At 70.6% G+C, this 26,794-nt stretch carries 19 protein-coding genes, 3 tRNA genes, 1 pseudogene and 2 riboswitches; of the genes and pseudogenes, 21 read left to right on the top strand and 2 right to left on the bottom strand.

The features are described from left to right. Positions 1 to 481: 481 nt before the first annotated feature. From VFZ09_RS46885 to VFZ09_RS46820, 14 genes and pseudogenes are all read left to right on the top strand, one after another. Positions 482 to 710, top strand: a pseudogene (locus tag VFZ09_RS46885) (IS66 family transposase); the annotation flags it as partial. 44 nt (positions 711 to 754) lie between these two features. Beyond that, positions 755 to 4,579 (top strand): hypothetical protein, encoded by a 3,825-nt coding sequence (locus tag VFZ09_RS46880; RefSeq protein WP_329734357.1) that lies wholly within the window; start codon positions 755 to 757, stop codon positions 4,577 to 4,579. Continuing rightward, positions 4,576 to 5,352: a hypothetical protein gene (locus tag VFZ09_RS46875; RefSeq protein WP_329734356.1), complete on the top strand. Its 777-nt coding sequence runs from the start codon at positions 4,576 to 4,578 to the stop codon at positions 5,350 to 5,352. The genes VFZ09_RS46880 and VFZ09_RS46875 overlap by 4 nt, the downstream gene beginning before the upstream one ends. Before the next feature lie 220 nt (positions 5,353 to 5,572). Next, a complete protein-coding gene (locus tag VFZ09_RS46870; RefSeq protein ID WP_329734355.1) occupies positions 5,573 to 5,758 on the top strand; it encodes a hypothetical protein in 186 nt (61 codons plus the stop codon). A gap of 105 nt (positions 5,759 to 5,863) precedes the next feature. Continuing rightward, complete coding sequence (locus VFZ09_RS46865) at positions 5,864 to 6,067, top strand: hypothetical protein (RefSeq protein ID WP_329734354.1); 204 nt, start codon at positions 5,864 to 5,866, stop codon at positions 6,065 to 6,067. A gap of 113 nt (positions 6,068 to 6,180) precedes the next feature. Next, positions 6,181 to 6,747: an FHA domain-containing protein gene (locus VFZ09_RS46860; RefSeq protein ID WP_329734353.1), complete on the top strand. Its 567-nt coding sequence runs from the start codon at positions 6,181 to 6,183 to the stop codon at positions 6,745 to 6,747. A 6-nt stretch (positions 6,748 to 6,753) separates the two neighbouring features. Continuing rightward, a riboswitch (cobalamin riboswitch) is annotated at positions 6,754 to 6,953 on the top strand. A gap of 51 nt (positions 6,954 to 7,004) precedes the next feature. Next, positions 7,005 to 8,999 (top strand): TonB-dependent receptor, encoded by a 1,995-nt coding sequence (locus VFZ09_RS46855; protein WP_329734352.1) that lies wholly within the window; start codon positions 7,005 to 7,007, stop codon positions 8,997 to 8,999. Next, positions 8,996 to 10,597, top strand: a complete 1,602-nt coding sequence (locus VFZ09_RS46850; RefSeq protein WP_329734351.1) for an MXAN_6577-like cysteine-rich protein — start codon at positions 8,996 to 8,998, stop codon at positions 10,595 to 10,597. The genes VFZ09_RS46855 and VFZ09_RS46850 overlap by 4 nt, the downstream gene beginning before the upstream one ends. Positions 10,598 to 10,605: 8 nt before the next feature. Further along, positions 10,606 to 11,484 (top strand): helical backbone metal receptor, encoded by an 879-nt coding sequence (locus VFZ09_RS46845; protein WP_329734350.1) that lies wholly within the window; start codon positions 10,606 to 10,608, stop codon positions 11,482 to 11,484. A 16-nt stretch (positions 11,485 to 11,500) separates the two neighbouring features. Further along, positions 11,501 to 12,565, top strand: coding sequence for an iron ABC transporter permease (locus tag VFZ09_RS46840; RefSeq protein WP_329734349.1), 1,065 nt, complete (start codon positions 11,501 to 11,503; stop codon positions 12,563 to 12,565). Between the two features lie 93 nt (positions 12,566 to 12,658). Continuing rightward, on the top strand, positions 12,659 to 12,808 hold the full coding sequence (locus VFZ09_RS46835) for a hypothetical protein (protein ID WP_329734348.1): 150 nt from the start codon (positions 12,659 to 12,661) through the stop codon (positions 12,806 to 12,808). A gap of 96 nt (positions 12,809 to 12,904) precedes the next feature. Continuing rightward, positions 12,905 to 12,976 (top strand) — tRNA-Glu (locus VFZ09_RS46830). 97 nt (positions 12,977 to 13,073) lie between these two features. Further along, a tRNA-Gly gene (locus tag VFZ09_RS46825) sits at positions 13,074 to 13,147 on the top strand. Positions 13,148 to 13,175: 28 nt separating this feature from the next. After that, positions 13,176 to 13,250, top strand: a tRNA-Leu gene (locus VFZ09_RS46820). A gap of 1 nt (position 13,251) precedes the next feature. Here VFZ09_RS46820 and VFZ09_RS46815 read toward each other — a convergent pair. Then, positions 13,252 to 15,627, bottom strand: coding sequence for a hypothetical protein (locus tag VFZ09_RS46815; RefSeq protein ID WP_329734347.1), 2,376 nt, complete (start codon positions 15,625 to 15,627; stop codon positions 13,252 to 13,254). Between the two features lie 92 nt (positions 15,628 to 15,719). Next, a riboswitch (cobalamin riboswitch) is annotated at positions 15,720 to 15,940 on the top strand. A gap of 140 nt (positions 15,941 to 16,080) precedes the next feature. On the opposite strand from VFZ09_RS46815, the gene VFZ09_RS46810 reads away from it, so the two are divergent. The 6 genes from VFZ09_RS46810 to VFZ09_RS46785 all read left to right on the top strand — a co-directional run bounded on the left by VFZ09_RS46810 (position 16,081) and on the right by VFZ09_RS46785 (position 24,118). Then, positions 16,081 to 17,373: a hypothetical protein gene (locus VFZ09_RS46810; RefSeq protein WP_329734346.1), complete on the top strand. Its 1,293-nt coding sequence runs from the start codon at positions 16,081 to 16,083 to the stop codon at positions 17,371 to 17,373. A gap of 5 nt (positions 17,374 to 17,378) precedes the next feature. Continuing rightward, a complete protein-coding gene (locus VFZ09_RS46805; RefSeq protein WP_329734345.1) occupies positions 17,379 to 18,068 on the top strand; it encodes a cell surface protein in 690 nt (229 codons plus the stop codon). 32 nt (positions 18,069 to 18,100) lie between these two features. Further along, positions 18,101 to 18,574: a ubiquinol-cytochrome c reductase iron-sulfur subunit gene (locus VFZ09_RS46800; protein ID WP_329734344.1), complete on the top strand. Its 474-nt coding sequence runs from the start codon at positions 18,101 to 18,103 to the stop codon at positions 18,572 to 18,574. A gap of 95 nt (positions 18,575 to 18,669) precedes the next feature. Further along, complete coding sequence (locus VFZ09_RS46795; RefSeq protein WP_329734343.1) at positions 18,670 to 20,358, top strand: FHA domain-containing protein; 1,689 nt, start codon at positions 18,670 to 18,672, stop codon at positions 20,356 to 20,358. A 105-nt stretch (positions 20,359 to 20,463) separates the two neighbouring features. After that, on the top strand, positions 20,464 to 23,301 hold the full coding sequence (locus tag VFZ09_RS46790) for a protein kinase domain-containing protein (RefSeq protein WP_329734342.1): 2,838 nt from the start codon (positions 20,464 to 20,466) through the stop codon (positions 23,299 to 23,301). 22 nt (positions 23,302 to 23,323) lie between these two features. Then, positions 23,324 to 24,118: an ABC transporter ATP-binding protein gene (locus VFZ09_RS46785; protein WP_329734341.1), complete on the top strand. Its 795-nt coding sequence runs from the start codon at positions 23,324 to 23,326 to the stop codon at positions 24,116 to 24,118. Between the two features lie 4 nt (positions 24,119 to 24,122). On the opposite strand, the gene VFZ09_RS46780 is transcribed toward VFZ09_RS46785, so the two are convergent. After that, positions 24,123 to 24,512, bottom strand: coding sequence for a hypothetical protein (locus VFZ09_RS46780; protein WP_329734340.1), 390 nt, complete (start codon positions 24,510 to 24,512; stop codon positions 24,123 to 24,125). A 205-nt stretch (positions 24,513 to 24,717) separates the two neighbouring features. On the opposite strand from VFZ09_RS46780, the gene VFZ09_RS46775 reads away from it, so the two are divergent. Then, a complete protein-coding gene (locus VFZ09_RS46775; protein WP_329734339.1) occupies positions 24,718 to 26,769 on the top strand; it encodes a chloride channel protein in 2,052 nt (683 codons plus the stop codon). Positions 26,770 to 26,794 lie beyond the last annotated feature (25 nt).

Here is a 26,794-nt window from a genome sequence, read left to right as displayed (position 1 = left end):
GTGTCCGGCACGGGGGATGGGCACGGGCCCGGCGGAGCAGGTCGCTCTCCGGGTGTGGAGATACCTCTGGCACTCCTCGGGGGTCAGGCTCCGGCCCGCGTCCAGACTCGCGAGCTGGACTGGGAGGGGCGCCCAGAGCGCCTCCGGCCAGATGTACGCCGTGCCGTCGAAGTGGGCGGTCACGAGCTTCGTCCCATCCGGGCTGAAGCGTCCCAGCTCGCGCCTCCACCGGGAGCCAGGTGTCTGAGTCGCTCGCGACCAGGCCGACCCCGGAGCGGCCGCTGCGTACCCCATGGACTTCCGTAACCATTCACGCGTCTGGCTTGGTTGAGGGGTGAGCAGGAGGGAGATGACCTGCTGGATCGAGTGACGGCTGACGTGGTGTACCAGCCGTGGCGTGAGCGAGGTAGACCCCAGAGATGCGCGTATCGCCCAGCTTGAAGGAGAGCTGCCCGAGGTGAAGCCGCGCGTCACCGAGCAGGTGGAGCCCACCAACAACCGGGCCGAGCGTGCGCTGCGCCCCGCCGTCTGCAAGCGCAAGGGCAGTTTCGGCACGCACGGCCCCCAGGGCAGCCGCTACATCGAGCGGATGCTGACGGTCGTCACCACAACTCAAACAGCAGCAGCGCAACGTGCTCGATTCCCTGACCGATGCCATGCGCGCGCACCTGCATGGACAAACTGCTCCCTCTCTTCTGCCTCCCGCTTGACTGGCGACCACCGCCCGGACTCTCCGAGGCGGTGAACGCTCGCTGTGGACCAGGCACCCCTGTCGTGGTTTCCTGAAAGCCCGGATATCCGCCAGGGACCTGGAAAACACAGGAGGTGCGACGTGTCTGCTGGTCCTGCGAATATGGTGCGCTCATGCCTGGGCGGGCGAAGCTTCCAGGCACTCCTGCTCGCGAGCTGCCTTGCGGCCAGCACGAGCGCGTTGGCCGACGACTCAAGACGCGTGAGGTTGACACTCTCTGCCAAGGCGCATCTGCAAGTGGCAGCGCTCAGCCCCCGTCTGGAAGAGTGGCAGGGGGACTCTCTCTCCCTGCGTGTGGTGGACCCGGGCCGTTTGGTGGTGGTGGCGGGCGCTGAGGTCATCGCCGCCGCCACACTTCGTCTTGACGAGGAACTCGTGCTGCAAGTGGAGCCGCTCGACACCTACCCGTCCGGCTATTTGCCAAGGGTAATCAACCGCGAGAGCGGGCGGCAGGAGGTGGCGGTTGACGTTCCAGAGGGAGTGGGTGCCGGAGAACTGCTCACACTCACTTATGAGTGGGACTGGAAGTACACCGGCAAGCCCGCGCTGGTGCGCACCTGGCGCCTTCCACCCCTGGAGGAAATCCCGCTCGAGTGGCTGGAGGACGAGCAGGTTGAGACGGCGCCGGAGGACGGGGAAGACGGCGCGACAGCTCTTCTCTCGCAACAGGAGGCCCCCTTCCCCGTTCAGGCGGACCTGGCTCGGCCCGAGCTGCTCTGGGTTCCCGGGTACGCCTCGCGTGAGGAAATAGCCTCGCGCCTCTTCGGGGATGCCGCAGCGGCGGGTGCTTTCGACATCGAGCCCCGTGAGCCTCCGTCCAGCGCTGTGGATGGCCTCCAGGTCTGCGTGCGCGTGCGCCACCCGCCAGCGCTCGTGCCGGAGTTGCTCGCCACCATGCGCCGTGCGCTGGATGCGCAGTGGGAGGCGGATGTCGCGTGGAGCCGCTCCCAGCTCTCCGCGGCCCCTCTAGACAGGGCTGGGGCCACCGCGCTGGTGGAACGCGGCCTGCGCTGGGCTCAACGCTCGGACATTCCAGACGGGACCGGGCAGAGCTACTTCGATCGCTACCTCCAGGCGCTGGAACTTCTGAGGGACGAGTCGCAGCGCGAGCACATCCTTGGAGAGGCTGCTGAGCCCTTGCAGAAGGCCATCGCGCTGCGCTCCAGACGCTTCAAGGCGAGCTACAGCGTCACGGATGGCTCTCCCGTTCTCGCCCCGGGCAGCGTGGTGGGCCGCTTCTATTTCGCCGATGGCTCCAGTGTCCAGGTGCGCACCCTGCTGCTGCTCACCGAAGAGACGTCCTTGGAGCGTGCGGAACTGCGCGTGCGCAACGCTCCTCGTGGAAGCCCGCGCGTCATCGTCCTCGGGGAGGATGGACGCTGGCGGGGTTACGGCGCCGAATTCAACACTACCGCCGAAGCCGCCCAGCCGCTCGAGCATCCCGAGGGCAACGCCTATTGGTACTACCCGGGGACGCTTCTCATCCGTCCGGAAGAGTGGCGGCCGGGGCTACCCGGTACGGGCGAGTTGGCGGCTCTGCGTCGGGAGATTCTCCAGACGGCCATCGCCACGGCGACCTCTCAGGAGCCCCAACCTCTCCTCGCACTCGACCATGACGTGCTCTCCCTGCTCACCCCGGACGAGCGCCTGGGCGTCTTCACCACCCTCCTCGGGGGCCCTGCGCTTACCTCGGACATGAGGGAGGACGCAGTGCACCTGCTGACGCGTGTGCTGCTGTCCACGCCTGACGGGGAATTCCCCCCTCTGGAGCGCAAGCTGACTTCGAGTGGGGCGCTGGAGACGCTGCTCGGCAGTAACGCGCCGGGCAGCAAGGTGCTGCTGGGACAGGCATTCACCCAGAAGGCGCTCGCCTCGTTTCCCCTCGTGCTGGACCTCCTCGAGTCCCTGCCCACCTTCCACCTGGGGCGAGACGGCGAGACGACGCACCTGCTCAACGTCCCCCATGGGCTGGTGTCCACGGTGTTGGTGGCGCCGGAAGCGTGGGAGGTGCAGCAGGGAGTGCGGCTGGGAGCCGAACCTGCTCTGCCTGGAGAAGCGGTGGGGCCCTCGAGGCGCATGGCCCTGTACTTCCAGCCGGTGCGGCAGCAATTCCAGGCCCGCTACCTGTCCTCGGTGGACGAGGCGCCGCGCAGCCGAGCCCTGCACCCGCTGGAGTGGGTACGGGTGGAAGTTCATGGGCCACGACCGCGCACGCACTTGATGACGGCCGTGGAACTGGCCCTGGTCGCCGCCACACCAGACGATTCGGTCATCTGGTCGGCGATTGGCCGTATCATCGAGATGCGGATGGTGTACGGCGCCTTGTCGGCGCTCTCGCGGGCGCCGCTGTTGACAGGAGCGCCAGCCACTGCTGCGCAAGGCGGCACGCTGACGGCTGCACGCGGAGCGGCGGTGCGCCTGTTCGCGAGGCGGCTCTCGCTGGTGGCGGCCCTGGCGGTGGTGGACACGTACCGGGACGAGCTGTCGCGCACGCCAGAGGGACGGGCCTTCCTCGCGGTGCATGACCTGGCCATGGTGGCGCTAGCGGGCAGGGACATCTACAAGCTGGCCACCTCGGGCATAGGTCGCGAGTTGGTACACCGGGGAGGACTGGCGTTGAGCGCGGCTGGCGCCCCGGCCTCGTCCGGACTGCGCGAGTCGGTGGAGTCCATCAAGGCCCTGGTGAAGACGCTGGAGCGGATGCTCGCCGAGGGCAAGGCCGTTGCGACACCCGACGGACTGCGGTTTTCCCTTCCAGGCGGCGCCGAGGCCTTCAAACAGGCCTTCTTCGCCATACGTGGGGAGATGGACGCCGCACGGGCCCTCGGCGGCATTCGCAGCGCGGGGCTGGCAGCCGAGGAGGCGGAGAAAACGCTGGAAGCGTTGCGCCTGCTGGCGTCGGAAAGCCAGGAGATGGCAAGCGCCTACAGCGCCGTGGTACGGCGCGCTGCGGCCCTGCCGGCCGATAAGGCCAAGGCATACCTCATTGCTGTGGACTCGCTACGCACCTCCACGCGCGGTGCGGCGAAACCGGCCCTGGCGGAATTGCTGAGGTGCTCGGGAGCGCGGAGCCTCCAGGCGCCGCTTGCCTTTCTGAAGGAGGCCGAGTGGCTTGTCGGGCACTCGGAACTCGAAGCCGAGGCAGTGCTTGAGCTGGCGAGAAAAGCGCGCAGGCGCAGCGTGGACCTGGGTTGGCTGCGCTCGGCGGGGTTGGCCTTGGAGGATCTCAACGGCATGGCCAGGGACACGAGGACGCCGTGGCGGCTTTTTCAACAGGCAGCGGCGGAGCCGGGGAACTGGGTGAAGCAACTGCAGGCACGTGAGCAACTCCGAGGCATCGCTGCTGAACTATTGACGGAGCGCAATGCGCAGAAGCTTTTCCCGGGCTTCCGGTTGACCGGGCGGCAGGTGCCTTTGGACGGGGGGCACATCATCGATCGAGAGTTGACTTCGATGGACCGCCTGCGACGTCAACACGGGGTAGAAGTCAAAGGCTGGAACGACAAGCGGTGGCGAACGGCGCTCGACGCCTGGACGTCCAAGCAGCGTGCGAAGACGCTCAACAAAGGGCAGCAGGCGCTGAGCGACCAACTCCAGCGCCTACTCGACCAACTCAAGGACGCAGCGAAGGCTCCTAGAGGGACGCCATTCCTCGTCAGCACAGATGGGTTGAGCGGACCAACCCGGGCGAAGTTGGAGGCCTTCCTGGTTAAAAACGCACGAGGCACGACGCTCATACACATCGAGGAAGCGCTCATGCTGGAGAAGACGAAGCAGCTGCGGGCGGCACTCAAGCTGCCAGAAAGATTGTTCGGAGGTGCGCCATGAGCAAGTGGCCTCTCTGGGCCGTCCTGACTCCAGGCGAGCCCGCACGGCTTGAGAGCCACGTCCTCGACGCCTTGATGGTGGATGCGGACGAAGACGAGCCGTCCTTCGAGGTCATTTCGGGCAGTGGTCGTTACCATGCCATTGTGGGTGCAGACCCCAGCGACGTGGGCGCCGAGTTGCAGATCGCCGAGGATCTGTCTCTCCAATTCGATGAGCCCGTGTACTCAATCAATCGGGCCACCGATCCGTGGCTGGTCATGTCTTTTCGAAACGGTGCGGGAGAGGTGGAGGACGTCGCTCCGGAGGCCCTGGCGGCGTCTCTCGGCTGTCCGCTGCCAGAGAGCGAGGTGCGTTCGGACTTGCCCCCGCAGCAACCGTTGCGGCATGTCGCATTGGTCGAAGGCGTCCGAGCACAGGAGGCCCACCGAGTGCTCGAAGAGGATGCGGGCGAGCCACTCGCTCCAGAGGAGTACCGGTTTGAAGACACGCCGCGAGGGCTCCTCATTGCTAGCGGAACCGGCGATATAGGGTTCGCTGATGTTACCGTGTCTGAACGGATTCCCATTGCGACCGCGTATGGAGTGATTGCCTCTCCAAGCCTGGATATGTTCGTTGTCAACATTCTCCGAGGAGGCGAGTGCATTGGGCAATATGCGCAACCCCCCCGTGACTCTTCGTCTCTGCCGAGAGTCACCGAAATCAAGGGAGAGCGAACGCCAGAGCGGATTCTGGCGGCACTAGGCATCTCGGCAACGTGGTTCCGGGATGAATGACGTGTGCTCGGGCACTTTCGCCCTGGCCCGGTCCCCGGCAAAGCGAGGCCGCCTCGCCAGGCGCGGTTGTCCGCTGCGCAGAGCAGCTGCCGTGCCAGCGGGGCTTCCCTCGGAGGGTGAGCCACGGGGGCGTTCATTTCCGCGCGAGGTGTCCGGCACGGGGGATGGGCACGGGCCCGGCGGGTGAGGGGCCGCCCGGGGCGCGTGTTATCCTCACCCCGTGCCTCGCTCGTTCTTCCTCGTCATCGTGGCCCTCGCGTTCCTCGCGGGCGCGTGCGAGCCCTACGACAAGCCTCGCCGGCCCCTGCCCGCGGACTTCCAGGTGCGGTTGCTCGGCGGTCCACTGCTCGGCTCCGAGCAGCTCCTCGGCAAGCCCTGGGTCATCCACCTCTGGGTCCCCAGGTGACACTCCTGTGCTCGGGAGTTTCCCGAGCTGGAAGCCGTCCGGAACGAATTCGAGCCCCAGGGTGTCGGCTTCCTCCTGCTCTCGCTCGAGCAGGACGAGGCGCTCGTGCGCCGCGCCCTCTCCGAGTGGAACCTCCAGGGCCAGGTCGCCCTCGCCACGGGTGAGGTGCTCGGACCGCTCTCCGTGCGCGAGGTGCCTTCCACCGTCTTTATCGACGCACGGGGCCACCTCGTCGCCGCTGCCAGTGGGCCCCGCTCTCGCGGCTTCCTCGCGAAGCGGGTGCGTGAACTGCTCGACTCCTCCCGCTGAGCACCTCCAACGCCACTGTCCTCCCCACCCTCACCACCCCCGGGGGGACTGGCCTGGCTCACCCTCCATGCACACCCTCTGCACTACCCCCTCGTGTGCTGGAGGGCAGTCCCGTGCATCTGAAGTTCTCCGCCCTCGCTTCTCAGTTCCTCGATGACCCGCACTCGGTGCGACACGCCGTGCGCTGGCCGGTGCTCGTGTGGGAGGCGCCTCCCGCGGGAGTGCGTCCCCTCTTCACCCGAAGCACCCTGACGGGCCTCTCGTTGCGCCGGCCCACGCTGGCCGAGCCGCTCGTGCTCGAGGTGCGCAAGCGCCCACAGGGCATCACCACGCCGGTGCCGGGCATCACGTTGGGGCGTACACCGGACAACGACATCATCGTCGAGGACCCCACGGTCTCGCGGGTGCACGCCACCTTCAGCGAGGAGAAGCACACGGGCGTCTGGTACGTCGCCGATGACGGCAGCCACAACGGCACGTGGCACAACGGCACGCTGTTGATTCCCGGGCGGCCCACGCCGCTGTTCGACCGGGCCTCGCTGCGCTTCGGGGACGTGCTGGCCACCTTCGTCGACTTCTCGGCCTTCAATCAGTTCATCCTCGACTGGCTGGCGCGCCACTCGCGCGGGGCCCGGGCGGCGGCGCACGTCACCGACGGTGGCTTGACGCGCGGGGGTTGAGCCCCTAGGAAGGGCCTGCCCTTGGGTGCCCATGCCGGGCCTTCAAGAGGGAAGCCGGTGCGAGTCCGGCGCGGTCCCGCCACTGTGATCGGGCAGCCCTGAGGTCAGGGCAGGGGTCCTCGGTGGAGGAGCCCTTCTGGGAGACGCGGCGTGCGTCTCGGCCAGAGTCCGACAGCCAGGAGACCTGCCCAGGGGTGTGGGCGCGAGCTGCCCGCGTTGGCCTTCTCTCTTCGACGGAGAGAGCGGAAGGCGGGGACATGCGGCGGTCGCACCTCGCCGGGCGGTGGCTCTGCCTGGCGCTCATCACGAGTGGTACCGCGCTCGCGCAGCAGGCGCCGCCTCCCCAGGAGACTCCGGCCGCACCGGCCCCGGATGCGCCCGAGGGCGAGCCCTTCCGCGTGCCCACCGTGCAGGTGGTGGAGACGGCCGAGGCCCCCGCGCCCCCGGACTCCGCGTCGCGGAGGGATCCGAGCGGTGCCCTCACCGTCATCCGCGTGGACGAGTTCGGCGGCGCGGCCCGGGACACCGCGGCGATGCTGTCCACGGCGCCGGGCGTCACGCTGCAGGACGTGGGCGGCTACGGGCAGAGCAAGAGCCTCGTGGTGCGGGGCGCGTCCTCCAACGCGACGCTGGTGCTGCTCGATGGGATTCCCCTCAATGGGCCCGGTGGCATCGCGGACCTGTCGCGCGTGCCCGCGGCGATGGCCGAGCGCTTCGAGGTGCTGCGCGGTGGCGCGGGCGCACGCTACGGCTCGGGAGGACTGGGCGGTGTCGTCAACATCATCACCCGCCGTCCCGGCAAGGACGCGCGCGTGGCGGGTGAGCTCTCGTACGGGAGCTGGGACACGGCGCTCGGGTGGCTGTCGGCCTCGGGGCCGCTCGCGGGCGGCGAGGCGCTGGTGCTCGTCCACGGAGGCACCTCCAGCGGGCGCTTCCCGTACCTCTTTGATCCAAGCCCCACGCTGCCCGGTGATGCGCTCGTGGAGCAGCGGCGCACCAACAATGACGCGCATGGGGCAGGGGGCCTGCTGCGGTTGCGGCGCGAGCTGGGCGGGGGTTTCTCCGCGGACCTGTTGGGGGAGCTGTCCTTCGACGAGCGGGGCCTCGCGGGCACCGCGCAGAACCCGAGCACGGACGCGCGGCAGTCGGGAGGACGCGGCTCGGCGAGCCTGCGGGTGATGGGCTCGCTGCCGGGCGGCGTGCGGACGAACGCGCGCGCGTACTACCGCCGGGACCGGATCTCGCTGGCGGGAGGACTCTGGAGCCAGCCGGAGCCGCAGGTGCAGCAGTTGGGTGGGGTGGAGCTGGAGGGACAGGTGCGGCTGGGCGGGTGGCACGCGCTGTCCGCGCTGGTGAGCGTGGGCGGTGAGTCCGTGACCGCCGCGGACACGAACGAGGCCGCTGGGGGAGACCCGGCGTGGCTGCGCGCGAGCGTGATGGCCATGGACGAGGTGCTGCTGTGGGATGGGCAGCTCACCGTCGCGCCCTCGCTGCGCGTGGATCGCGCGGGCCCGTACACGCTGCTGTCTCCGAAGGTGGGCGTCACCGTGGAGCTGCCCGCGGACTTCGAGCTGCGCGCCAACGCCGGCCGGGCCCATCGCGCGCCCTCCTTCCTGGAGCTGTACGTGCGCCAGGGCACGCTGCTGCCCAACCCGGACCTGCGCCCCGAGAGCGCCCTGTACGCGGACGCGGCGGTGGTGCACCGCTCGGACGAGTCCTTCGCCTCGGTGGGCGGCTTCGCGAGCCTCTACGAGGACCTCATCTCCTACGAGGCCTATCCGCCCGGCGCGGCCCGGCCGTACAACTTCGCCAACGCGCGGGTGCTGGGGCTCGAGGCCGAGGGCGAGTGGCGTCCGCATCCGCTGCTCTCCGGTACCTTCAGCTACACGCTCACCGTGTCGAGCGACCTGCGGCGGGACGAGCGCTTCTACCTGCGCGAGCTGCCCTACCGGCCCCGGCACAAGCTGGCGGCGCGGGTGATGGGGGGACCCCGGTGGCTCACCGGGCGCGTGGAGGTGGTGGCGCAGTCGGCCCATGCCCTCACCCGGGATGGCTCGATGTCGCTGCCGGGGCGCGCCTTCGTGCATGCGGGAGTGTCCAGCACCCTCGGCTCGCGTCCGGAGCTCACGGTTTCGTGCGAGGTGAAGAACCTCTTCGACGCGCGTGCCGAGGACTTCGTTGGCTATCCGCTCCCCGGACGCGCTGTCTACCTGTCGGTGTCCGGGGCTTTCTCCGGGACGGAGATCCCATGATCAGGAACGACCCTCACCCCAGCCCTCTCCCAGGGGGAGAGGGGGCATACACGGCGCTGCTCCTGGTGACACTGTCCCTGTGTCTGATGGGGTGCCCGGACGAAGGGGCTCTGTGCCCCGAGGGACAGACCCGCTGCGGTGAGACGTGCGTGGACCTTTCCGGCACCGCGGCCCATTGTGGGGCCTGTGGCGTGGTCTGCTCCTCCACCGAGGTGTGTGTCGAGGGGGGCTGTCAGTGCCGCTCGGGCGCCACGTTGTGCGGAGGCGAGTGCGTCGTCACCACGTCGGACCCGGCCCACTGTGGCGGTTGCGCGGGCGAGGGCGGCACGGCCTGCGCTCCGGACCATGTGTGCGAGCAGGGGCAGTGCAAGGCCGCCTGCACCCTGGCGTCCTCGGAGCGCTGTGACCGCTCGTGCGTGGACCTGGACACGGATGCCTTCCACTGCGGCGCTTGCGGCACCGTGTGCGCGGACTCGCGGAGCTGCCGGGGCGGCACCTGCACCTATGACGTCATCGCCGCGTGCTTCAACACCGGGCAGGTGGTGGGCATCCAGGCCGGGCCGGACGTGAAGGGGCCCTCGGTGGCGGTGGGGACCAGTCCCCAGACCGTCGCGCGCATGCAGGACGTGCTGCTGGTGCTGGATGCGTCCATGCGGCTGCGTCAGGCCCGGCTCTCCGACTACGGCGAGCTGCCCGCCTGGAACGCCACCGGTCTGGTTCCCAACCACCTCCTCGTGCGCGAGCCCTACGTCTTCGTCCTCAACTCCACGAGCAACACGCTGCAGGTGCTCCGGCGCGGCCCTCGCTCCCCCGATGGCATCCCGCTCACCGACGTGGGCAGTGTGAACTTCGGCGCGAACACCAACCCGTATGGCTTCGTGCTGGAGGGCTCGGACGCGTACGTCACGCTGCTGGGCAACCTGCAGACGGACGCATCCGCGGGCGGCAAGGTGGTCCGGGTCTCGGTGGCGGATCCCACCGCGCCCACCATTACGGGCACCTTCCAATTGCCCACGGGCGAGGCCCTGAAGCCCTTCCCGGGCCGCACCACCGTGCCCACGCCCGCGGGCATCGCCGTGCACCAGGGCCGGGTGTATGCCGCGCTCGGCAACCTGGATCCCCGGGACTACTCCGTCGGAGGCCCCGGGTTTCTGGCCCGCATCGACCCCGGCAGCGGCGCGGTGGAGCTCGTCGAGCTCGGCACGGGCTGCCTCAACCCGTTCTGGCTCGCTCCCGTGGGCGAGCGGCTGCTCGTGAGCTGCGGCGGCGCGGCGACCTATGACCGCAACTTCAACCTCATCGACGTGCAGGGCACGGGCCTGGTGTTGCTCGGCACGGACGGCCGCGTGGTGGCCTCACTCGCGCTGCGGTGCCCGGAGGCGACGTCGTGCCCGCTGCCCTCCGCCGGCCGTTTCTCCGTGGTGGGCAGCCGCGCCTACGTGGGCGACAACAACGCGGGCCGCGTCTTCGTCGTCGAGGTGGTGGACGACTCGCTCGTGGAGCGGCGCGGGCTGGGCCCCGGTGCCGAGCCCCCCATCCTCGCCTGCCCGCGCAGCCGTGGGCCCTCCCTCGTCGGTGATGTCGTCGCGATTCCTTGAGCCTCCCCATGAAGACCCGACTCGCTCCCTTCGTCCTGCTCGCCGCGCTGTGCCTCGTCACCGCCGTGCACGCGGCTCCTCCCCAGGGAGGGCCCCGCTTCCTGGGCCCCAAGCCTCCCGAGAAGGTGAAGCGCGTGGTGACGCTCGTTCCCTCGCTCACGGAGACGGTGATTGCCCTGGGCGCCGGGAGCACGCTGGTGGGCGTCTCGAGCTTCGATGAGGCGAAGGAGGTGGCCGGCCTTCCCCGCGTGGGAGGGTTCGTGAACCCCTCCATCGAGCGGGTGGTGGGCCTCGAGCCGGACCTCGTGCTCGTCCAGCCGGGACCTGGCAATCAGCGCGCGGTGGAGACGATGGCCCGGGTGGGGGTGCCCATCCTGCTGCTGCCGCTCCATACCGTCGCGGACACCCTGGCGGCGATGCGTGCGGTGGGCAAGGCGCTGGGGAAGCAGAAGGAGGCCGAGGCTCTCGTCCAGGGCATCGAGTCCACCCGGGCCCGCATCCGTGAGCGGGCCAAGGGCTTCAAGGCGCCTCGCGTCCTGTTCGTCTACGGCTTCGAGCCGCTCGTCGTCGCCGGGCCGGGCTCCTTCGCGGACGAGCTGTTGCGCGATGCGGGAGCCATCAACGTCGCCGCCCATGCGGGCTCGGCGTACGCCACCTATTCGCTCGAGCATGCGGTGGGCTCGCGGCCGGACGTGGTGGTGGATGCCGCGGATGTGGACGTGGGCAAGGACAAGGTGGCCTCGCTCCCGTTGATCTCCCAGGCCCGGTGGGTCGAGGTACCGTCCATGGCGCTGCTACAGCCGGGGCCCTCGCTGGGGCGCGGGCTGGATGAGCTGTTCGAGCTGCTGCATCCAGCGGCGAAGCCGGATGCGGGCACCCCGCGCTGAGCGTGGAGGACGAGGCATGGGCCACCGTCACATCGCGAGAAAGGGGTTCACTCCCGCCCGGGTGCTCGGGCTGTGCGGTGCGTTCCTCGTCCTGCTGCTCGTCTCGTACATGCCGGCCGTCACCTACGGGGAATGGCCCGCGTCCCTCTTGAAGGCCTTCCTCCACCCCGGTTCCACGGACAGCCATGTCGTCTGGTCCGTCCGGCTGCCCCATGTGCTGCTGGCGTCCATCGTGGGGGCGGGGCTCGCCGCCTCCGGCTCCACGCTCCAGGGCGTGCTGCGCAATCCCCTGGCGGATCCCTTCATCCTCGGTGTCTCGGGAGGCGCGGCGCTCGGAGCCACCCTGGCCCTCGCCCTGGGTCTGGCTCACGTGGAGGAGGTGGCCCCGGGGCTCACGGGCGGACTGGCGCGCCTCTCCGCGCCCGCCCTGTTCGCCTTTCTCGGTGCCGTGGCGTCCATGGTCCTCGTGCTCGCCATCAGCCGTGGGCACGGGGGCCGTGCGCCCCATGCCGTGCTCCTCACGGGCGTCATCTTCAACACCTTCGCCGCCGCGGCCATCACCCTCATCAAGACCCTCGCCGGCCGTGACAGGCTGGATGCGATCCTCTCCTGGCTCGCCGGGGACCTCGGCACGGAGCAGCCCGGGACCATCGTCCTGTCCGCGCTGCTCCAGGCCGTGGCCATCGGGGTGATGATCGCGCTCTCGGGGCGGCTCAACCTGCTGACCCTGGGGGATGAGGACGCGGCCTCGCTCGGCGTGCCCGTGGCCCGGACGCGGCGGTGGTTGCTCCTCGCGGCGAGCGCCAGCGTGGCGGGGGTCGTGACGCTCGCGGGGCTCGTCGGCTTCGTGGGGCTCGTCGTGCCCCACCTGCTCCGGCTCATCCTCGGGCCCGACCAGCGCCTCCTCGTTCCGCTCTCGGCCATCGGGGGCGCGGTGTTCCTCACGCTCGCGGACCTGCTGGCGCGGCTGCTCTACCCCGTGTTCAACCAGGGCATTCCCGTGGGCGCCGTCACCGCGCTGCTCGGCGGACCGTTGTTCCTGGCGCTCCTGTACCGCAGCGGACGGCTCACCGCGGGCTGAGGGGCAGGCGGGCTCCGCCATGTCCCCGCGTGCATGGGCGTTGTCAGGAACGGATTTCCGCCGCGTCTTTTCTCGATGAAAGGAGCGGTGACCATGACGACGGTGACGACGAACAGCCCGATGAACCTCAAGCACCTCAACGACACTGACGCTGGCATCGACGCGCTGACGCGTCCCGGTCTGGATGCCGCCCTGGACCTCCCCGGCCTGGAGTTGGAGCGGGGTCTATCGCCCGGACTCTGAAGCTTCCGCGACCTCGTCCCAGACGAGGCGTGGGACTCGGAGGCCGGGCTCCCAGAAAGGGACCCGGCCTCTTGTCTTTCCGGGTCCCGTTCTCCTGCCCTGTTCGTCTATCGGCGAGGACACCGCGCTCTCAATGCGGAAAGACGGGTTCGACTCCCGTACGGGGTACACGCAACACAAGCTCTTGGATGCGATTGGATCGCAGCACGGCCGTCTACCGTGTGAACAGGGTTCGATTCCCTGCAGGAGCGCTCCAGCAACACACGCGGCCGTGGCCGAGAGGCACGAGGCCCCTGAGCGCCACTCAGGTGTACGCGGGTTCGAATCCCGCCGGCCGCTCTTCGCAGTCCCAGCAGTGGAAGCACATGCCGCGGTAGCCCAACCTGGTAGAGGCGCTGCATTCAGAACGCAGAGGTTGCGGGTTCGACTCCCGCCCGCGGTACTCAGAGATTCATGCCGATGTTTCCCAGCGAGATGCTGGGCCCGAAGATGAGCGCCCAGCGGCCCACTTCCTTGCCCGGTGTGCCATCCGTGGGCCTGGTGAAGTAGGCCTCGCGGAACTCGTAGGCTCCCCAGACGTGGATGCTCAAGGCGGCCTGTCCGCCCGCGGTGCCCCCACCCAGGGGAACGCGGATGCCCAGTCCCGCGACGGCGGCCAGCGTGGGGGGATAGTCGTTCAGCAGGCCTCCCGTCTGCACGAGCCCCACGCCCATCAACCCCAGCTCCAGTCCGAACAGCCCCTCCTTGCCCTGCTCATCCAACAACGTGAGCCGGGACAGCAGGCCGAAGTTCAGCGTGAGCTGCCCCGTCGGCTGATTCAGCCGGTAGAGGCCGCTGGGGATGGTGGCGGTGGCGTACAGGCGCAGCCGCGAGCCCTCGACGGTCGCCGACCACTGCACCGAGGGCAGGCTGGCCCGGGACGATGGAGCCGCCAGCAGGTAGCGCGACTCGTCCACCACGTGGCTGACGCGCACGACGATGCGATCGAACTGCTCCAGCACGTTCTTGAGCCAGAACGTCCGGGGCTCGCCGCCGGGCTGGAGCACCATGCGCTCGTTCACCCGCGCGGCTTCTCGCGAGGTGCCACCGGCGGTGGTGACGTCCACCTCGAGGATGATCTCCTGCAGGCCATCCTCGGGCCGCAGCCGCTCCCGGTGGATGATGATCCGGCAGCTGTCGCGCGCCTCGAAGGGGATGCGTGCCGGCTTGCCGGGCTGGATGCGCTGGGGGTTCCCCTCCTTGTCGGCGCACAGGAACTCGATGATCGGCTCCTCGGACTCGGCCGACGCGCCGAGCGGCGCGGGCACCGAGGCCTCCCGGAGCGCCCGCTGGGTCCGCTCGTACACGACGGCGAGGTCCACCGCGCGCAGGGCCTGTGGCAACCCCTCGAAGCGGTAGCCGAAGCGCAGCGGGACGAAGCCGCTGTTGTTCTCATCGCCGCGCACCCGGAAGCGTCCCTGCTCGGTCCGCACCGAGTAGGCCCCCTCGACGGGCAGCGGCACGAGCCTCGTGCGCTCCCCCGGAGACGCCACCGAGAGCTCCGCCTCCCGGTTGGTGGGGATGAAGTCGATCTTGCCGAAACCGGGAAGCTGGAGGCTCGCGCGAGGGTAGGGGGCCGTGACGGTGTCCGCCGCGGTGGTGGCGATCACGGTCGGGTCCACCTCGGAGCGGGTGGCCGTGAGGGTCAGCCGGTCCGCGCCCAGGCGTCCCACCCGCAGCAGCACGAAGGCCGCCTCTTCCTCCCGGACCACCTGGGCCACGTCGACGGGCTCGCCGTTGGCGCGCCAGTAGAAGGAGCGCGCCTCGGCCGCGCAGCGCGGGTCCACCCGCACCACCACCCGCATGTCCTCCGCGCTCCTCAGCGGCGGCCCCGACACGAGCTCCACCGGACAGTGCAGCAGCTGCAGCACCGCGGAGGCGGTGGTCTCGAGTGCTTCTCCTTTCGAGACGAACACCCGGGGCACCAGGCGCACCCGGAGGCCCAGACTCGAGACGAGGCCCGGTACGGCGCGCACGGAGATTCCGCCCTCGTTCAGCTCGCAGCGGGCGGGGCCACAGTCGACGGACGCGATGGCCTCGGGGTGCGGCAGCGCCAGACGCCCTTCTCCCGTGGAGAGATCCAGGGCGGGCACTCCCGGCAGCACCGAGGACAGGAGGACGCGGCTCGGGCTCAACTGCAGCTCCGAGGACTCGAGCCGCCGGCCCGAGGCGTTGAACGTGAGGACGCCCTCTCCGAAGCGCGCCCCCGCTGGCAGCAGGAAGAGCGGCACGTTCGCCGGCACACCACGGCGCACCGGCAACACGCACGGTTGCGGAGTCTCCGAGGGCCCGGTGTCGAGACAGGCCTCGTGCTCCATCCGCTCGTCGCGATTGGGGCCCGGCCAGAACACCTGCGCTCCCGCCAGTCCCCGCCCGCGCAGCTCGAGCCGCCCCTCGTCCGCGGCCAGCAGCACGCTCGCCGGCTCGACCTCGGGGAAGGCGCCTGTCGCCACGAGCGTGAGTGTCTCCTGCGGGCCCGTGCAGCCGCTCGCGGCGGGTGCCACCTGGAGCGTCACCGGCTGGCCCACGCGTCCACTGCCAGCCCGGGGCGGGCGGACGGAGCGTGAATCCTCGCCCACCGTCCAGCCCTCCGACGCCGGGCCGCAGACGACCCGGTTGGGAAGGAGCAGGAGCTGGCCTCCGATGGGCGCCTGCACGACGGTGGTCTGCGCGACGGGGGCCTGCGCCCGGACCTCGTCACCGAGGAGCGACCACGTGACGAGCAGGGTAATCCACGTTGGAGAAGCACGAAGGACGAAGAGCGGCGGACGCTGCGGCAAGGGACCTCCCTGCGCGAGCGGTATTGGGGGCAGGCGGTTTTGTCAATCGCGCCCGCGGTACTCGCAGTTGACAAGGGATGCCCCGCCGCCATATCCCGCCCACCGTCTTCGGTTCCTCCACCTGCCGGTGGGGACTCGAGGGAATCCGGTGCGAGTCCGGGACTGCCCCGCAGCGGTGAACGGGAACGAAAACCGTCAGGATGCACTGGTCCTCTCCCGAGGGCTGGGAAGCGACGGCCAGTAGGCGAGGTGTCCTCCGCGCGAGGCCACACTGCCCGTAAGTCCGAAAACCTGCCGAGGACCCGTGCCGGTGGCACGGACAACACCGAGGCCTCCGAGGGGAGGCAGCGGGTGCGCCGCCGTGTGCGTCCTCGTCAGGCCGTGTCCGGTCCGCATCCCGCTTCCGCTCCTCGCGCAGGCATTCCGCCCGAGGGGGCGAGGAGCAGGACGCGAATGAAGACGGGAACGATGGGCTCGGGGCGGTTCGGCCGCTTCGTGGTGGTGATGGGTGCGTTGTCGCTGGGGTTGCTGGTCACGGGCTGCGAAGAGGAGTGCGTCGACCAGACCGACTGCGCGAACAAGCAGGGCGCTCCCGCCGAGGGCAAGCGCTACGAGTGCGTGGACAACCGCTGCGTGCAGCGGGACATCGCCGACGCGGGCACCGATGCCGGCAATGATGCCGGGACGGACGCGGGCACCGACGCGGGTACGGATGCTGGCACGGATGCCGGCACCGACGCGGGCGTCACGTGCGCGGACCTGCCGCATGACGCGAAGCTCGGCACGCTGCAACTCCAGACGGGCTTCGTCGCCGCCGAGTCCGTGACGCTCCCCGATGGCATCGGCGCGGTGACGGCCGTGCGCAGTGGCAGCGACTTCAAGCTGTACGGCTTCAATGGCGCCGACGACAGCCTCTACGCGCTCGGTACCTGGCCGGCCATCGCCTCCAGCACGACGCCCCTCCAGGCCATCATCCCCGAGGCGGACATGGGCGCGTTCCCGAGCGGGTTCCTCGCCAACGACGGCACCCGGCTGCTGACCGGCTACACCAAGGGCGAGGCCGGCTTCCCCGGCAAGGTTCTCCTCTACGACACGGTCACTCCGGCCGACACCCGCTACGTCTCCGCCGCCGGCAACTTCTCCGCCGCGGCCGTCCCCGGCGCCTTCCTCATCAACGGCGTGGGCATCGAGGGCGTGACCGGGAGTGACACCGCCATCTACGCGTTGCGGACGGACACCAGGCCCTTCCAGGGCTCGAAGCTGGCGACCTTCCCGGTCTCGGGTGCCTTCAGCGGCTACTCGGCCGTCACGAGCGACAACGTGGCCGTGCTCGGATACGCGACCTCCGATACCTCGACCCCGGATCCGTGGGACACCCTCAACTACCTGACCGCCGTGGCTCCCGCGGTCTACTCGCCGGCCATCACGGGCGGGACGGCCTTCTCGCTCACCAACCCCAACGCGATCGAGATCTACGGGAAGAACGATCTCCAGGGCGTCGCGGGCTTCGGCAAGGGCGTGGCCCTGCACCGCGGTACCTTCACGGCCACGAAGGAGGTCTCGCGCATCGAGCTCACGCTGGGTGGCATCACCCCCAGCACCGTGACCGCGGGTGACCTCACGCCGGTGCTCACCACCAGCAACACCTGCACCAACGTGGTGGTGATGGCTCCCATGGGTGAGGATCTGCTCGTCGGCGTGAAGGACAAGAGCGGCCGCCGGCTCGTCCGTCTGCAGCAGCGCTGAGCGCCATGAGGATGCACGGCACCCTGGCGCGCTGGCGCGCCTGTCTCGTCATGTGCCTGCTCGCCGCGGGCTGCGGGGCTCCCTCCGAGGAGGAGAAGGAGGACCCCGTGGCCCCGGTGGCCTGCGCGAGTGAGAACAACCCGTTCGCCGACAAGGTGGTCTCCTTCACGCCCGGCGACTCCGCCGGCTTCGGCCAGGACGGCTACCCCACCATCGTGCTCGGACCGCCCCGCGGCGGCGGTTCCGGCATGGGCTCGCTGGACGTGCTCTCGCTCGGCGAGCGGGGGGAGATCGTCCTCGAGCTCACCGACCTCGGCGTGGTGGACGGTCCCGGCGTGGACCTGCTCGTCTTCGAGAACCCCTTCGGCGGCTACGCGGAGACGGCCTTCGTGGCGGTGAGCGAGGACGGCCAGACGTGGCGGGAGTTCTCCTGTGACCCCGCGGATGCGGCCCACGGCTACCCCGGCTGCGCGGGCGTGAAGCACGTGTTCTCCACGCCGGACAACGGCATCAGCCCCACGGACCCGTCCGTGGCGGGGGGCGACGGCTTCGACCTGTCCACGCTCGGTGTGGCCCGGGCCCGCTTCATCCGCATCCGGGACAGCGGGCTGAATGGCTACGGCTTCACCTCCGGCGGTTTCGACCTGGACGCCGTCGCGGTGGTGAACGGCTCTCCCCTCTGCGAGTGGAAGTGATGCCCACGCCCCCGCCTCCCGAGACCCCCGGAATGGACCGGCGCACCGTGCTCGGCTCGCTGCTGCACGGCACCTGTGCCCTCGCCGCGCTCTGTACCGGCTGTGGTCCCGAGTGGCGGGAGGCCACCGTGCTCTCGTTCTCCGACGCCGAGGACTGCGGCGTCACCCCCGGCCGTCCCGAGGAGGGCTGGGTGGAGGTGAAGCTCACCGAGTACCCGGCGCTGAGGAAGCTGGGGGGCTCGGCGGTGGTGCGCGTCCCCGAGGCCCTGCTCGACGTGGTGGTCATCCACACCGCGTCGGGCTGCTTCTCCGCCGTCTGGCACATCTGCACCCATGGTGACTGCCACGTCACCCACGTGCCCGGGCAGGCTCTCCTGGAGTGCCCCTGCCACGGCTCGCGCTTCGGCGAGGATGGCCGGGTCCTGCTCGGTCCCGCCACCCGTCCCTTGCAGAGCTTCCGGGTGGCGCGGGTGGATGACTCGGTGTGGATCCACCGGCCCCGCTGACGGCGTGACCCCACCCTGGGGCGGATTTGACTCCGGGTATCAATCGCCGCCTCCAGGCGAATGGATCGGCCGGGTCGTGTAATCTCCCCGCCGCGATGTGGCAGATCATCATCAACGGCCCGGGTTACTTCGACACTGCCTACGAGCTTCCCGAGGGCGTCACGCACCTCGGCCGCGCGGATGAGAACGACATCGTCCTCGGCGGTGATCTCGTCTCGCGCCGGCATGCCCGGCTCGTGGCCGATGGGGACAGCCTGCGCATCGAGGATCTCGGCAGCCGCAACGGCAGCCGCGTCAATGGTACGCCCCTGCAGGGCAGCATCGACCTGCACCCCGGCGACACCATCTCCCTGGGGGAGAACACACTCTCGGTGCGGCAGCCCAACCAGGTGGAGAACGCCGCCACCGAGATGGTGGACCTGGGCGCCGGTGGGGTGCGCCGCTTCGGCCACGGCGAGGACGTGGGGCCCTCCGTCATCCTCGCCAAGAACATCAAGAACGTGGACCTGCTGCGGGCGCTCGACAACTTCTCCAGCCCCTTCGACGGCGCTCCCGCCACCGCCGCCCCCATCGCGCCCGTGGCTCCCCAGGCTCCCCGCGGCGCCTACGAGACGCTCCTCCTCCTCTTCCACACCGCCGAGGCGCTCGCCACCTCCGCCACCCTGACGGCCTTCCTCGAGGCCACCATGGACCGGGTGCTCGAGCGCATCGACGCCACCACCGCCGTGGTGCTGTTGCGCCACCCCACCGGCGTCTTCGTGCCCGCCGCCGTGCGCCACCGCGGCAAGCTCGCCAAGGGCGAGGTGCCCGTCTCCGATGGCATCATCGAGCAGGCCCTCGGCGAGGGCCGCGCGCTCGTGGTGGGTGACGTGCGCGACGACCGCCGCTTCGCCGGCCGCGAGAGCGTCATCCTCTATGGCGTGGACCGGGTGCTCTGCATCCCCATCGGGCTCGAGCCCCCCTTCTCCGGCGTCCTCTACGTCAACACCTCCGCGAAGAACGACACCGAGCTGGAGATCATGCTCGACACCTGCACCGCCGTGGCGCACCTGGTGGCCTCCGGCGTGCAGAAGTTCTCCGCCGCCTCGGGCAGCGGCGCGCCTCCGCTGCGCCACCACCTGGAGCGCTTCCTCGGGCCCGAGGTGGCCGAGCGGCGCGCGGCCGAGGCCCAGCGCACCGGCGGCAAGCTGCCCGGGTTGGAGGAGCGCAACCTCACCATCGTCCACGCCGAGCTCGTCGGCTTCGGCGCGCTGAGCACGAAGCTCGGCGCCGCGCGCGCCAACGAGCTGCTCAACGACTTCCACGCGCGTCTGGGCGGGCTCGTCTTCAGCTTCGAGGGCGTCCTGGAGACCTTCTTCGGCGAGTCGCTGCGCGCCCATTTCGGCACTTCCGCCTCCAAGCCGGACGATGCCGTGCGCGCCGTGCGGGCCGCGCTCGCCCTGCGCGAGGATTGGGATCGCCACATGGCCCGCCGCCCCGTGGAGGAGCGCTGCGAGCTGCGCATCGGCATCAACACCGCCCGCGTCCTGGCCGGCTTCGTGGGCCCCGAGTCCCGCCCCTCCTTCTCCGCCGTGGGCGAGGGCGTCAACATCGCCTCGTGGCTCGCCGCCACCGGCATGCCCGGCCAGGTGCTCATCACCGGCAAGACGCTCGCGGTGATCGGCGCCCGCTTCGACGTCGTCCCCCTCGGCGAGCGCCTCATCCGCGCCCCTCGCGACAAGGTCGCCGCCTTCGAGGTCATGGACGAGGACATCCCCCAGCTCACCCATCCCGGTGTGCGCTGAGGTGGGATGCTGTGCTGAAAAAGGTGGGGCGGAGGCTCGCACTCGGCCCCGGAACAATGCGAGCATGGGCGCCCCCCTCGCGAGCATGAGCGCCCAGCGTCCGGCATGAATCCGTCGTCCTCGACCGCTCGACTGCGTCCGTTCCGGCCCGTGCCGTTCGGCCGCTACACGCTGCTGTCCCAGCTCGCCACCGGCGGCATGGGCGAAATCTTCCTCGCACGGCTGGAGGGCGCGCAGGGCTTCGAGAAGCTGTGCGTCATCAAGAAGATATTGCCGCAGCTGGCGGCGGATCCGGAGTTCGTCGAGCGCTTCGTGGGCGAGGCGCGCACGCTGGTGAAGCTGTCGCACGGCTCCATCGCGCAGGTGCTGGACATGGGGCTGCACGAGGGCGATGCGTACATGGCCCTCGAGTACGTGGACGGCAAGGACCTGCGCAAGGTGGCGGCGCGGGCGCGGGACAGGCAGAAGCCGCTGCCGCTCACCTTCGTGCTGTTCGTGATGGGCCGGGTGCTGGACGCGCTCGCCTACGCGCACCGCAAGAAGGGCGATGACGAGGGCGAGCTGAACCTCGTGCACCGGGACATCTCGCCGCAGAACATCCTCATCTCCTACGAGGGGGAGGTGAAGGTCATCGACTTCGGCCTGGCCAAGAGCCGGCTGAGCGCGGCGAAGACGAACCCGAGCATCATCCTCGGCAAGTTCCTCTACATGTCGCCGGAGCAGGCGCGGCACCAGCCGGTGGATCGCCGCAGCGACCTGTACGCGGTGGGCCTGTGTCTGTACGAGCTCATCTCCGGGAGGAACCCCTTCGATCTGCTGCCCCCGGGCGAGCTGATGTCGGCGGTGGCCCAGCCCACCGTGCAGCCGCTGGGCGAGGTGGTGCCGTCCGCGCCGCCCGCGGTGACGCAGCTGGTGATGAAGGCGCTGGCGGTGGACCCCGCGCAGCGCTTCCAGACGGCGGAGGAGCTGCGCGGCAAGCTGAACGCGTGCCTGCTGGAGTTGGATCCCTCCTCGGGCCCGGAGCGCGTCAGCCGGTACATGCACGAGCTGTTCGGCCCGGAGTACCAGGGGGAGCGGCGGTTGCTGGCGAGCCTCCGGGAAGCGGCGCGTCCGCCCGAGCCGGAGTCCGGGGGCGCGCCGGAGGGCTCCTTCGAGCCGCTCTCCTTCCGGCCCACGCCGCGCACGCGCGAGGGGGCTCCCGTGCGCGATGACGGCGAGACGCGCCCGGCCGTGCCCTCCTCGTCCCTGGACGAGCCCACCCGGCCCGCCGTCGCCGTGGAGGCCATCGAGGAGTCGCGCAAGGAGCGGCTGTCACCACCGGGAGGCTCGCCCACGGTGGACATCTCGGGACTCACGGCCCCGGTCGCGCCCCGGAGTCCCGCGCCCGCTCCGGTTCCTTCCCGTGCTCCCGCGGCCTCTCCGGCACTGTCCCCGGAGCCGGGCTCGGGTGCGCTCCGGGCCGCGGGCGCGTCTTCCCGTCCCGCCCCGCAGCCGGCGGCGATGCCGTCCGCGCCGCGTGTTCCGCTCACTCCGGCCCTGCCGGTCTCCGGCTCCATGGCCCCGACGCGCGAGCTGGTGGTGTCCTCCGGGCCGGGCTCGGCACCGGGCGCGCCGCACGCCGTGCCCATGGCGGAGCAGATGCCTCCGGAGCCTCTCGGGCCGGTGCCCATCGAGGACACGCCCATGTGGTCCGAGCCGCTCCGCTCGGACGAGGACCTGAGCGCCATCGAGCCGTCGCGGGACTCCCGCCCGGCACCTCCCTTGCCCTACGAGTCGGGCGAGCAGGGGGAGGGCGCGTGGGAGTCCCAGCCCGGGTGGGAAGTCTCCGGGCAGGAACCGGACGCGTCCTCCCAGCAGGACGAGGAGGGCGTGTCCGCCTCCGGGAGCGAAGTGGCGCTCGGGAACGAGGAGGACATCGGCCTGGCGGACACGAATCCGCGCATGCAGGTGCCCTCGGGTCACGAGGACACCCAGCCGCGCGTGGTCCTCCAGGACGTGTATCGCCAGGACACGCAGCCGCGCGTGGTGCTCGATGAGTCGCTGACCCGCGACTCGGACGAGGAGCTGTCTCAAGGAGGCAGGACGAAGCGGCCCCGCCGCCGCGTGACGTCGACGGGCATTCCCGTGGCGTCCCCGCGCTCGACGGCCTCCGCTCCGCGGCTGTCGGCCGCCACCGTCCGGAGCCACGAGGAGCGCGAGGCCCCGAAAAGCCGGTACGCGGAGGAAGCGGAGCCGCCGGTCCGGCCGGAGAGCACCCGCCTCACGTCCGTGCCGGCACGGCCCTTCCCGTGGGGATGGGCCGCCGTGGTGGTCCTCCTGCTGCTGGTGGGCGGTGGCCTGAGCGCCGCCGTCTTCCTGGATGCGCCTCACCAGGAGGCGCCAACGGAGCCGCCGCCCGCGCGTCCGATCCTCCAGGGCAAGAAGGCGGCCCAGGCTCCGGCTCCCGCCGCTGGGGAGTCTCCCGCCGCTGGTGAGCCCCCCACCGCCGCCGAGTCCGCGCAGACGGCATCCGCGAACACGGAGAACCCCGGCACGGTGGCGCCCGCTCCCGTCCCGGGCGCTGCTCCTGCTGCCGCGCCTGGCGCGGCTCCCACCGGCGACACGGCTTCTCCCGAGGGCGAGCTGTCCGCGGATCAGTCCCTGCTCGCCCCGCTCGCGGCTCCGTCCAACGCCACGGCCTCCGCCGCGAGCAAGCGCCAGGTCCAGCGCAAGCGCACGTCCTCGCGCACCCAGTCGATGCTGCAGAAGGAGTGGGTCCGCACGCGCACGGCCTACAAGGCGCTCACACGCATCTACGCGTGCGAGAGCCTCGATCTGCTGTGCAGCCGCTACGAGGACCTCGAGTCCGAGGTGATGGACATGGGAGACGTCGAGAGCCCCGAGCTGCTCGGCAAGGTGCGGGCGCTGCAGCGGGAAATCCAGAGAAGGAAGAAGGGCTCCTGAGGCGGGGCCCCCGCGACGCGCCGTGGACACGCTCCTCGACATCCAGGGACTGAGCGCCGGTTACGGGCCGGCTCCGGTGCTGCGCGACGTGGACTGCGTGGTGCGGGCCGGAGAGCTGTGGGTGGTGCTCGGCCCCAATGGCACCGGCAAGAGCACGCTGCTGAAGAGCGTGCTGGGGGCCATGCCGTGGACGCGGGGCCGCATCCGCCTGTTGGAGCGCGAGCGGAGCGAGTGGGACGCGCGGGCGCTCGCCCGGAACGTGGCGTGGGTGCCGCAGAGCTTCGAGCCCGCCGAGGGCTTCAGCGGGTTGGAGCTGGTGTTGATGGGCCGCAGTCCGCACCTGGGCCTGTGGGGCCTCACCTCGGCGAGCGACGAGGCGGTGGCGCGCGCGGTGTTGGAGGAGCTCGGGGTGGCGTACCTGGCGGAGCGCTCCTGCGAGGCGATGTCGGGAGGCGAGCGCCGGATGCTGTTGCTGGCGCGCGGGTTGGTGCAGCAACCGAGGCTGCTGTTGCTGGACGAGCCCACGGCGTTCCTGGACGTGGCGCACCAGGTGGGCGCGTTGGAGCGGGTGCGCGCGCGGGTGGACGCGGGCCTGGGCGCGGTGGCGGTGCTCCACGACGTCAACCTGGCGGCGGCCTTCGCCACGCACGTGTTGCTGCTGCGCGACGGGCACGTGCTGGCCCGGGGGCCCGCGCCGGAGGTGCTCCAGCGCGAGCGGCTCGAGGCCCTCTATGGTGTGCCCATGGAGATGGCGAGCGCGCCCTCGGGAGCGCGCCTGTTCGCCCCGCGTGCGCGGTGGACGGCCGAGGGGCGTTAGCGCCTCATTCCGTCTTGAGCTGTTCCTCGGCCTGCTTCCGGGCGTTGTCCGGGCCACCGCCCACGCCGAAGGGGGCGGGCCGGCGCTCACGGGGAACGGTCTGCGGCCCGCCGAACAGGTAGGGCCCCTGGTCCTCGCGGTCCATGCTGGCCGGGTGATCCCTCCAGTTCTCGGGCATGGCGACGCCCCGTTCGCCGGTGCTTCCCGCGCCGCCCGCTCCACCCGTGCCGCCCGAGCTCTCCGCCTCCGAGGCCGAGGGGCTCTTGTTCTTCTGGTTGATGGGCTCGTAGGGCTTGCTCGCCTGCTGCGCGTTCTCCTCCTGACGGGAGACGCAACCGGTGGCGAGCGCCCCTCCCAGCCCCAGAACGATCGTCCATCCCATCCAGCGCTTCATCGTCGCCCTCCTGACGGACCTGCGTGTCCTGTTGTGACTCGAAGGTAGGGACGGAGCGGGGAGCGAGCACACCGGGGAGGAGGGCCCGCCCGCCTGCCCGTTCTGTCTGAAGTCGGAGACTCCACACCGGGATGCCGGAACAGGTGTCGGGGGTGGAGGGGCGTGCGACGCTGAGCGCGTTGACTCCAAGGTGGGCGTCGCGGAGATGGACTCTTCTACGCAATCGGGCAGGACGGTGCGCGGCGGGGTGGAGCGCCAGCTGTTGAAGCTGTTGGCGGCCACCAACCGCCTCCGCTTGCCAGGGCCCTCGGTGTTGCCCGTGGCGGGCGCGGTGGTGGGCCTCTACAGCGGGCTGGCTGCGGGCCTGTTCGCCAACCTCATCGCGCTCGTCAGCGGGCTGGCCCTGGGCTTCCCCCGGGTGCTGAACGCGTTCCTGCCGGAGTCCGGCACGAACGAGGCGCTGACCCGGGCCTTCTCCGAGGCGCGCTGGCATTTCGAGTACCTCATCGCCGGCGTGCCGCTGGGGATGGGCGCGCTGGTGCTCGCGCGGTTCATCCTGCCCGGGGGGCCCCGGGACGAGGTGAAGCGGCGGCTGCAGGTGCTGGGGTTGCTGGTGTTGGGGGCGCTGTCGCTCTACTACCCGCTGGTGGCGCTGGCGGCGGTGAACTCGGTGCTGGGCCACATGCACGACATGGGACGGAGCATCCAGCAGTTGCGGCCCTGGCTGGTGCCACTGCTGCCCATGGTGGGCGGACTGGTGGTGGGGCACGTGCTGCGCAACCGGCCCGAGACCCATGGCCACGGCGTGCCCGAGGTGGTGAGGGCGGTGGAGCGCGAGGGCTGGCTGTCCGGGAGGGATGGAGTGCTGAAGCTGGTGGCGAGCGCCATCACCATCGGCACGGGAGGCTCGGCGGGGCGCGAGGGGCCCATCGTATTCGGAGGCGCGGCGTTCGGATCGGCGGTGGGGCGCACGCTGGGCTTCACCCGGCGCGAGCTGGCCATCCTCCTGGCGAGCGGCGCGGGCGCGGGCATTGCCGCCTCCTTCAACGCGCCCATCGCTGGCGCCATCTTCGCGATGGAGATCATCCTGCGCGAGTTCCAGCTGCGCGTCTTCTCTCCCATCATCCTCGCCAGCGTCACGGCCACCATGGTGGGCCGGGGCGTCATGGGCAACGCGGCGATGATTCAGCGCGTGGGCTACAGCATGGTGAGTGGCTGGGAGATCGTCTTCTACGCGGTGTTGGGATTGGTGACGGGGCTGCTGGCGTATGCCTTCATCCGGCTGCTGCACGGGGTGGAGGACTTCTTCCAGGGGAGGAAGCGGGGACGGCTGAGTGCCTTGCTGGGACGGCAGCCGCTGCCGCTGAGGGCGGGACTGGGAGGACTGCTGGTGGGGTGCCTGGCGCTGGTGCACCCGGTGGTGTGGGGCACGGGGCACGAGTCCATCAACGAGGCGGCGCTGCGGTCGCTGCCGCTGGTGATGCTGGCCTCGGGCTTCGCGCTCAAGCTGGTGGCCACGGCGTTGACGTTGGGCTCGGGAGGCTCGGGAGGGACGTTCTTCCCCATGACGGTGATGGGGGCGCTGGCGGGAGGCGCGTTCGGGGAGGTGCTGCACGCGGCCATGCCGGGCATCACCGCGCCGAGCGGGGCCTACGCGATGGTGGGCATGGGCGGTGCGGTGGCGGCGCTCACGCGCGGGCCGCTCACGGGGTTGATGATGGTGTACGAGCTGAGCGGCAACTACTCCATCATCCTGCCGCTGATGGTGACGTGCACATTGGCCTCGGCGCTGTGCCACACGCTGGTGGAGCGGAAGGCGGGAGTGGATCCGCACACGCTGCGGCGCGCGCCGGTGAGGGAGTGGGTGGTGTGGATGGAGCCGGTGGGGCCGGAGCTGCCGGCCTCGGCGTTGCGCGAGCGGCTGCTCACGGCGCCGGTGGCGGCCCTGCCGGTGAAGGACGAGGGCGGGCGGTTGGTGGGCGTGGTGACGGCGAGCACGCTGGGCGAGCGCTGGAGGCAGGTGGGGGACGGGTCCACGGTGGTGGCGCTGGCGGACCAGGCGCCCGCGGTGTCAGTGGATACGACGGTGGGCGAGGCGCTCGCGGCCATGGACATCCAGCTCGTGGACGCTCTGCCGGTGCAGGGGGATGGGCAGGTGGGGGTGGTGACGCGCGTGGGGCTCGAGCGTTTCCTGCGGCGGGAGCAGCGCAAGCTGCACGTGGAGCCCGCGGTCTCCGCGACGGAGATTCCGCGTTAGGGGTGGAGCGAAAGGCTATGCTGCC

It is taken from the genome of Archangium sp. (assembly GCF_036277355.1).
Taxonomy (GTDB): domain Bacteria; phylum Myxococcota; class Myxococcia; order Myxococcales; family Myxococcaceae; genus Archangium.
Note: the sequence above shows the minus strand (reverse complement) of the source record. Positions and strands in the feature narration are given on the sequence as shown.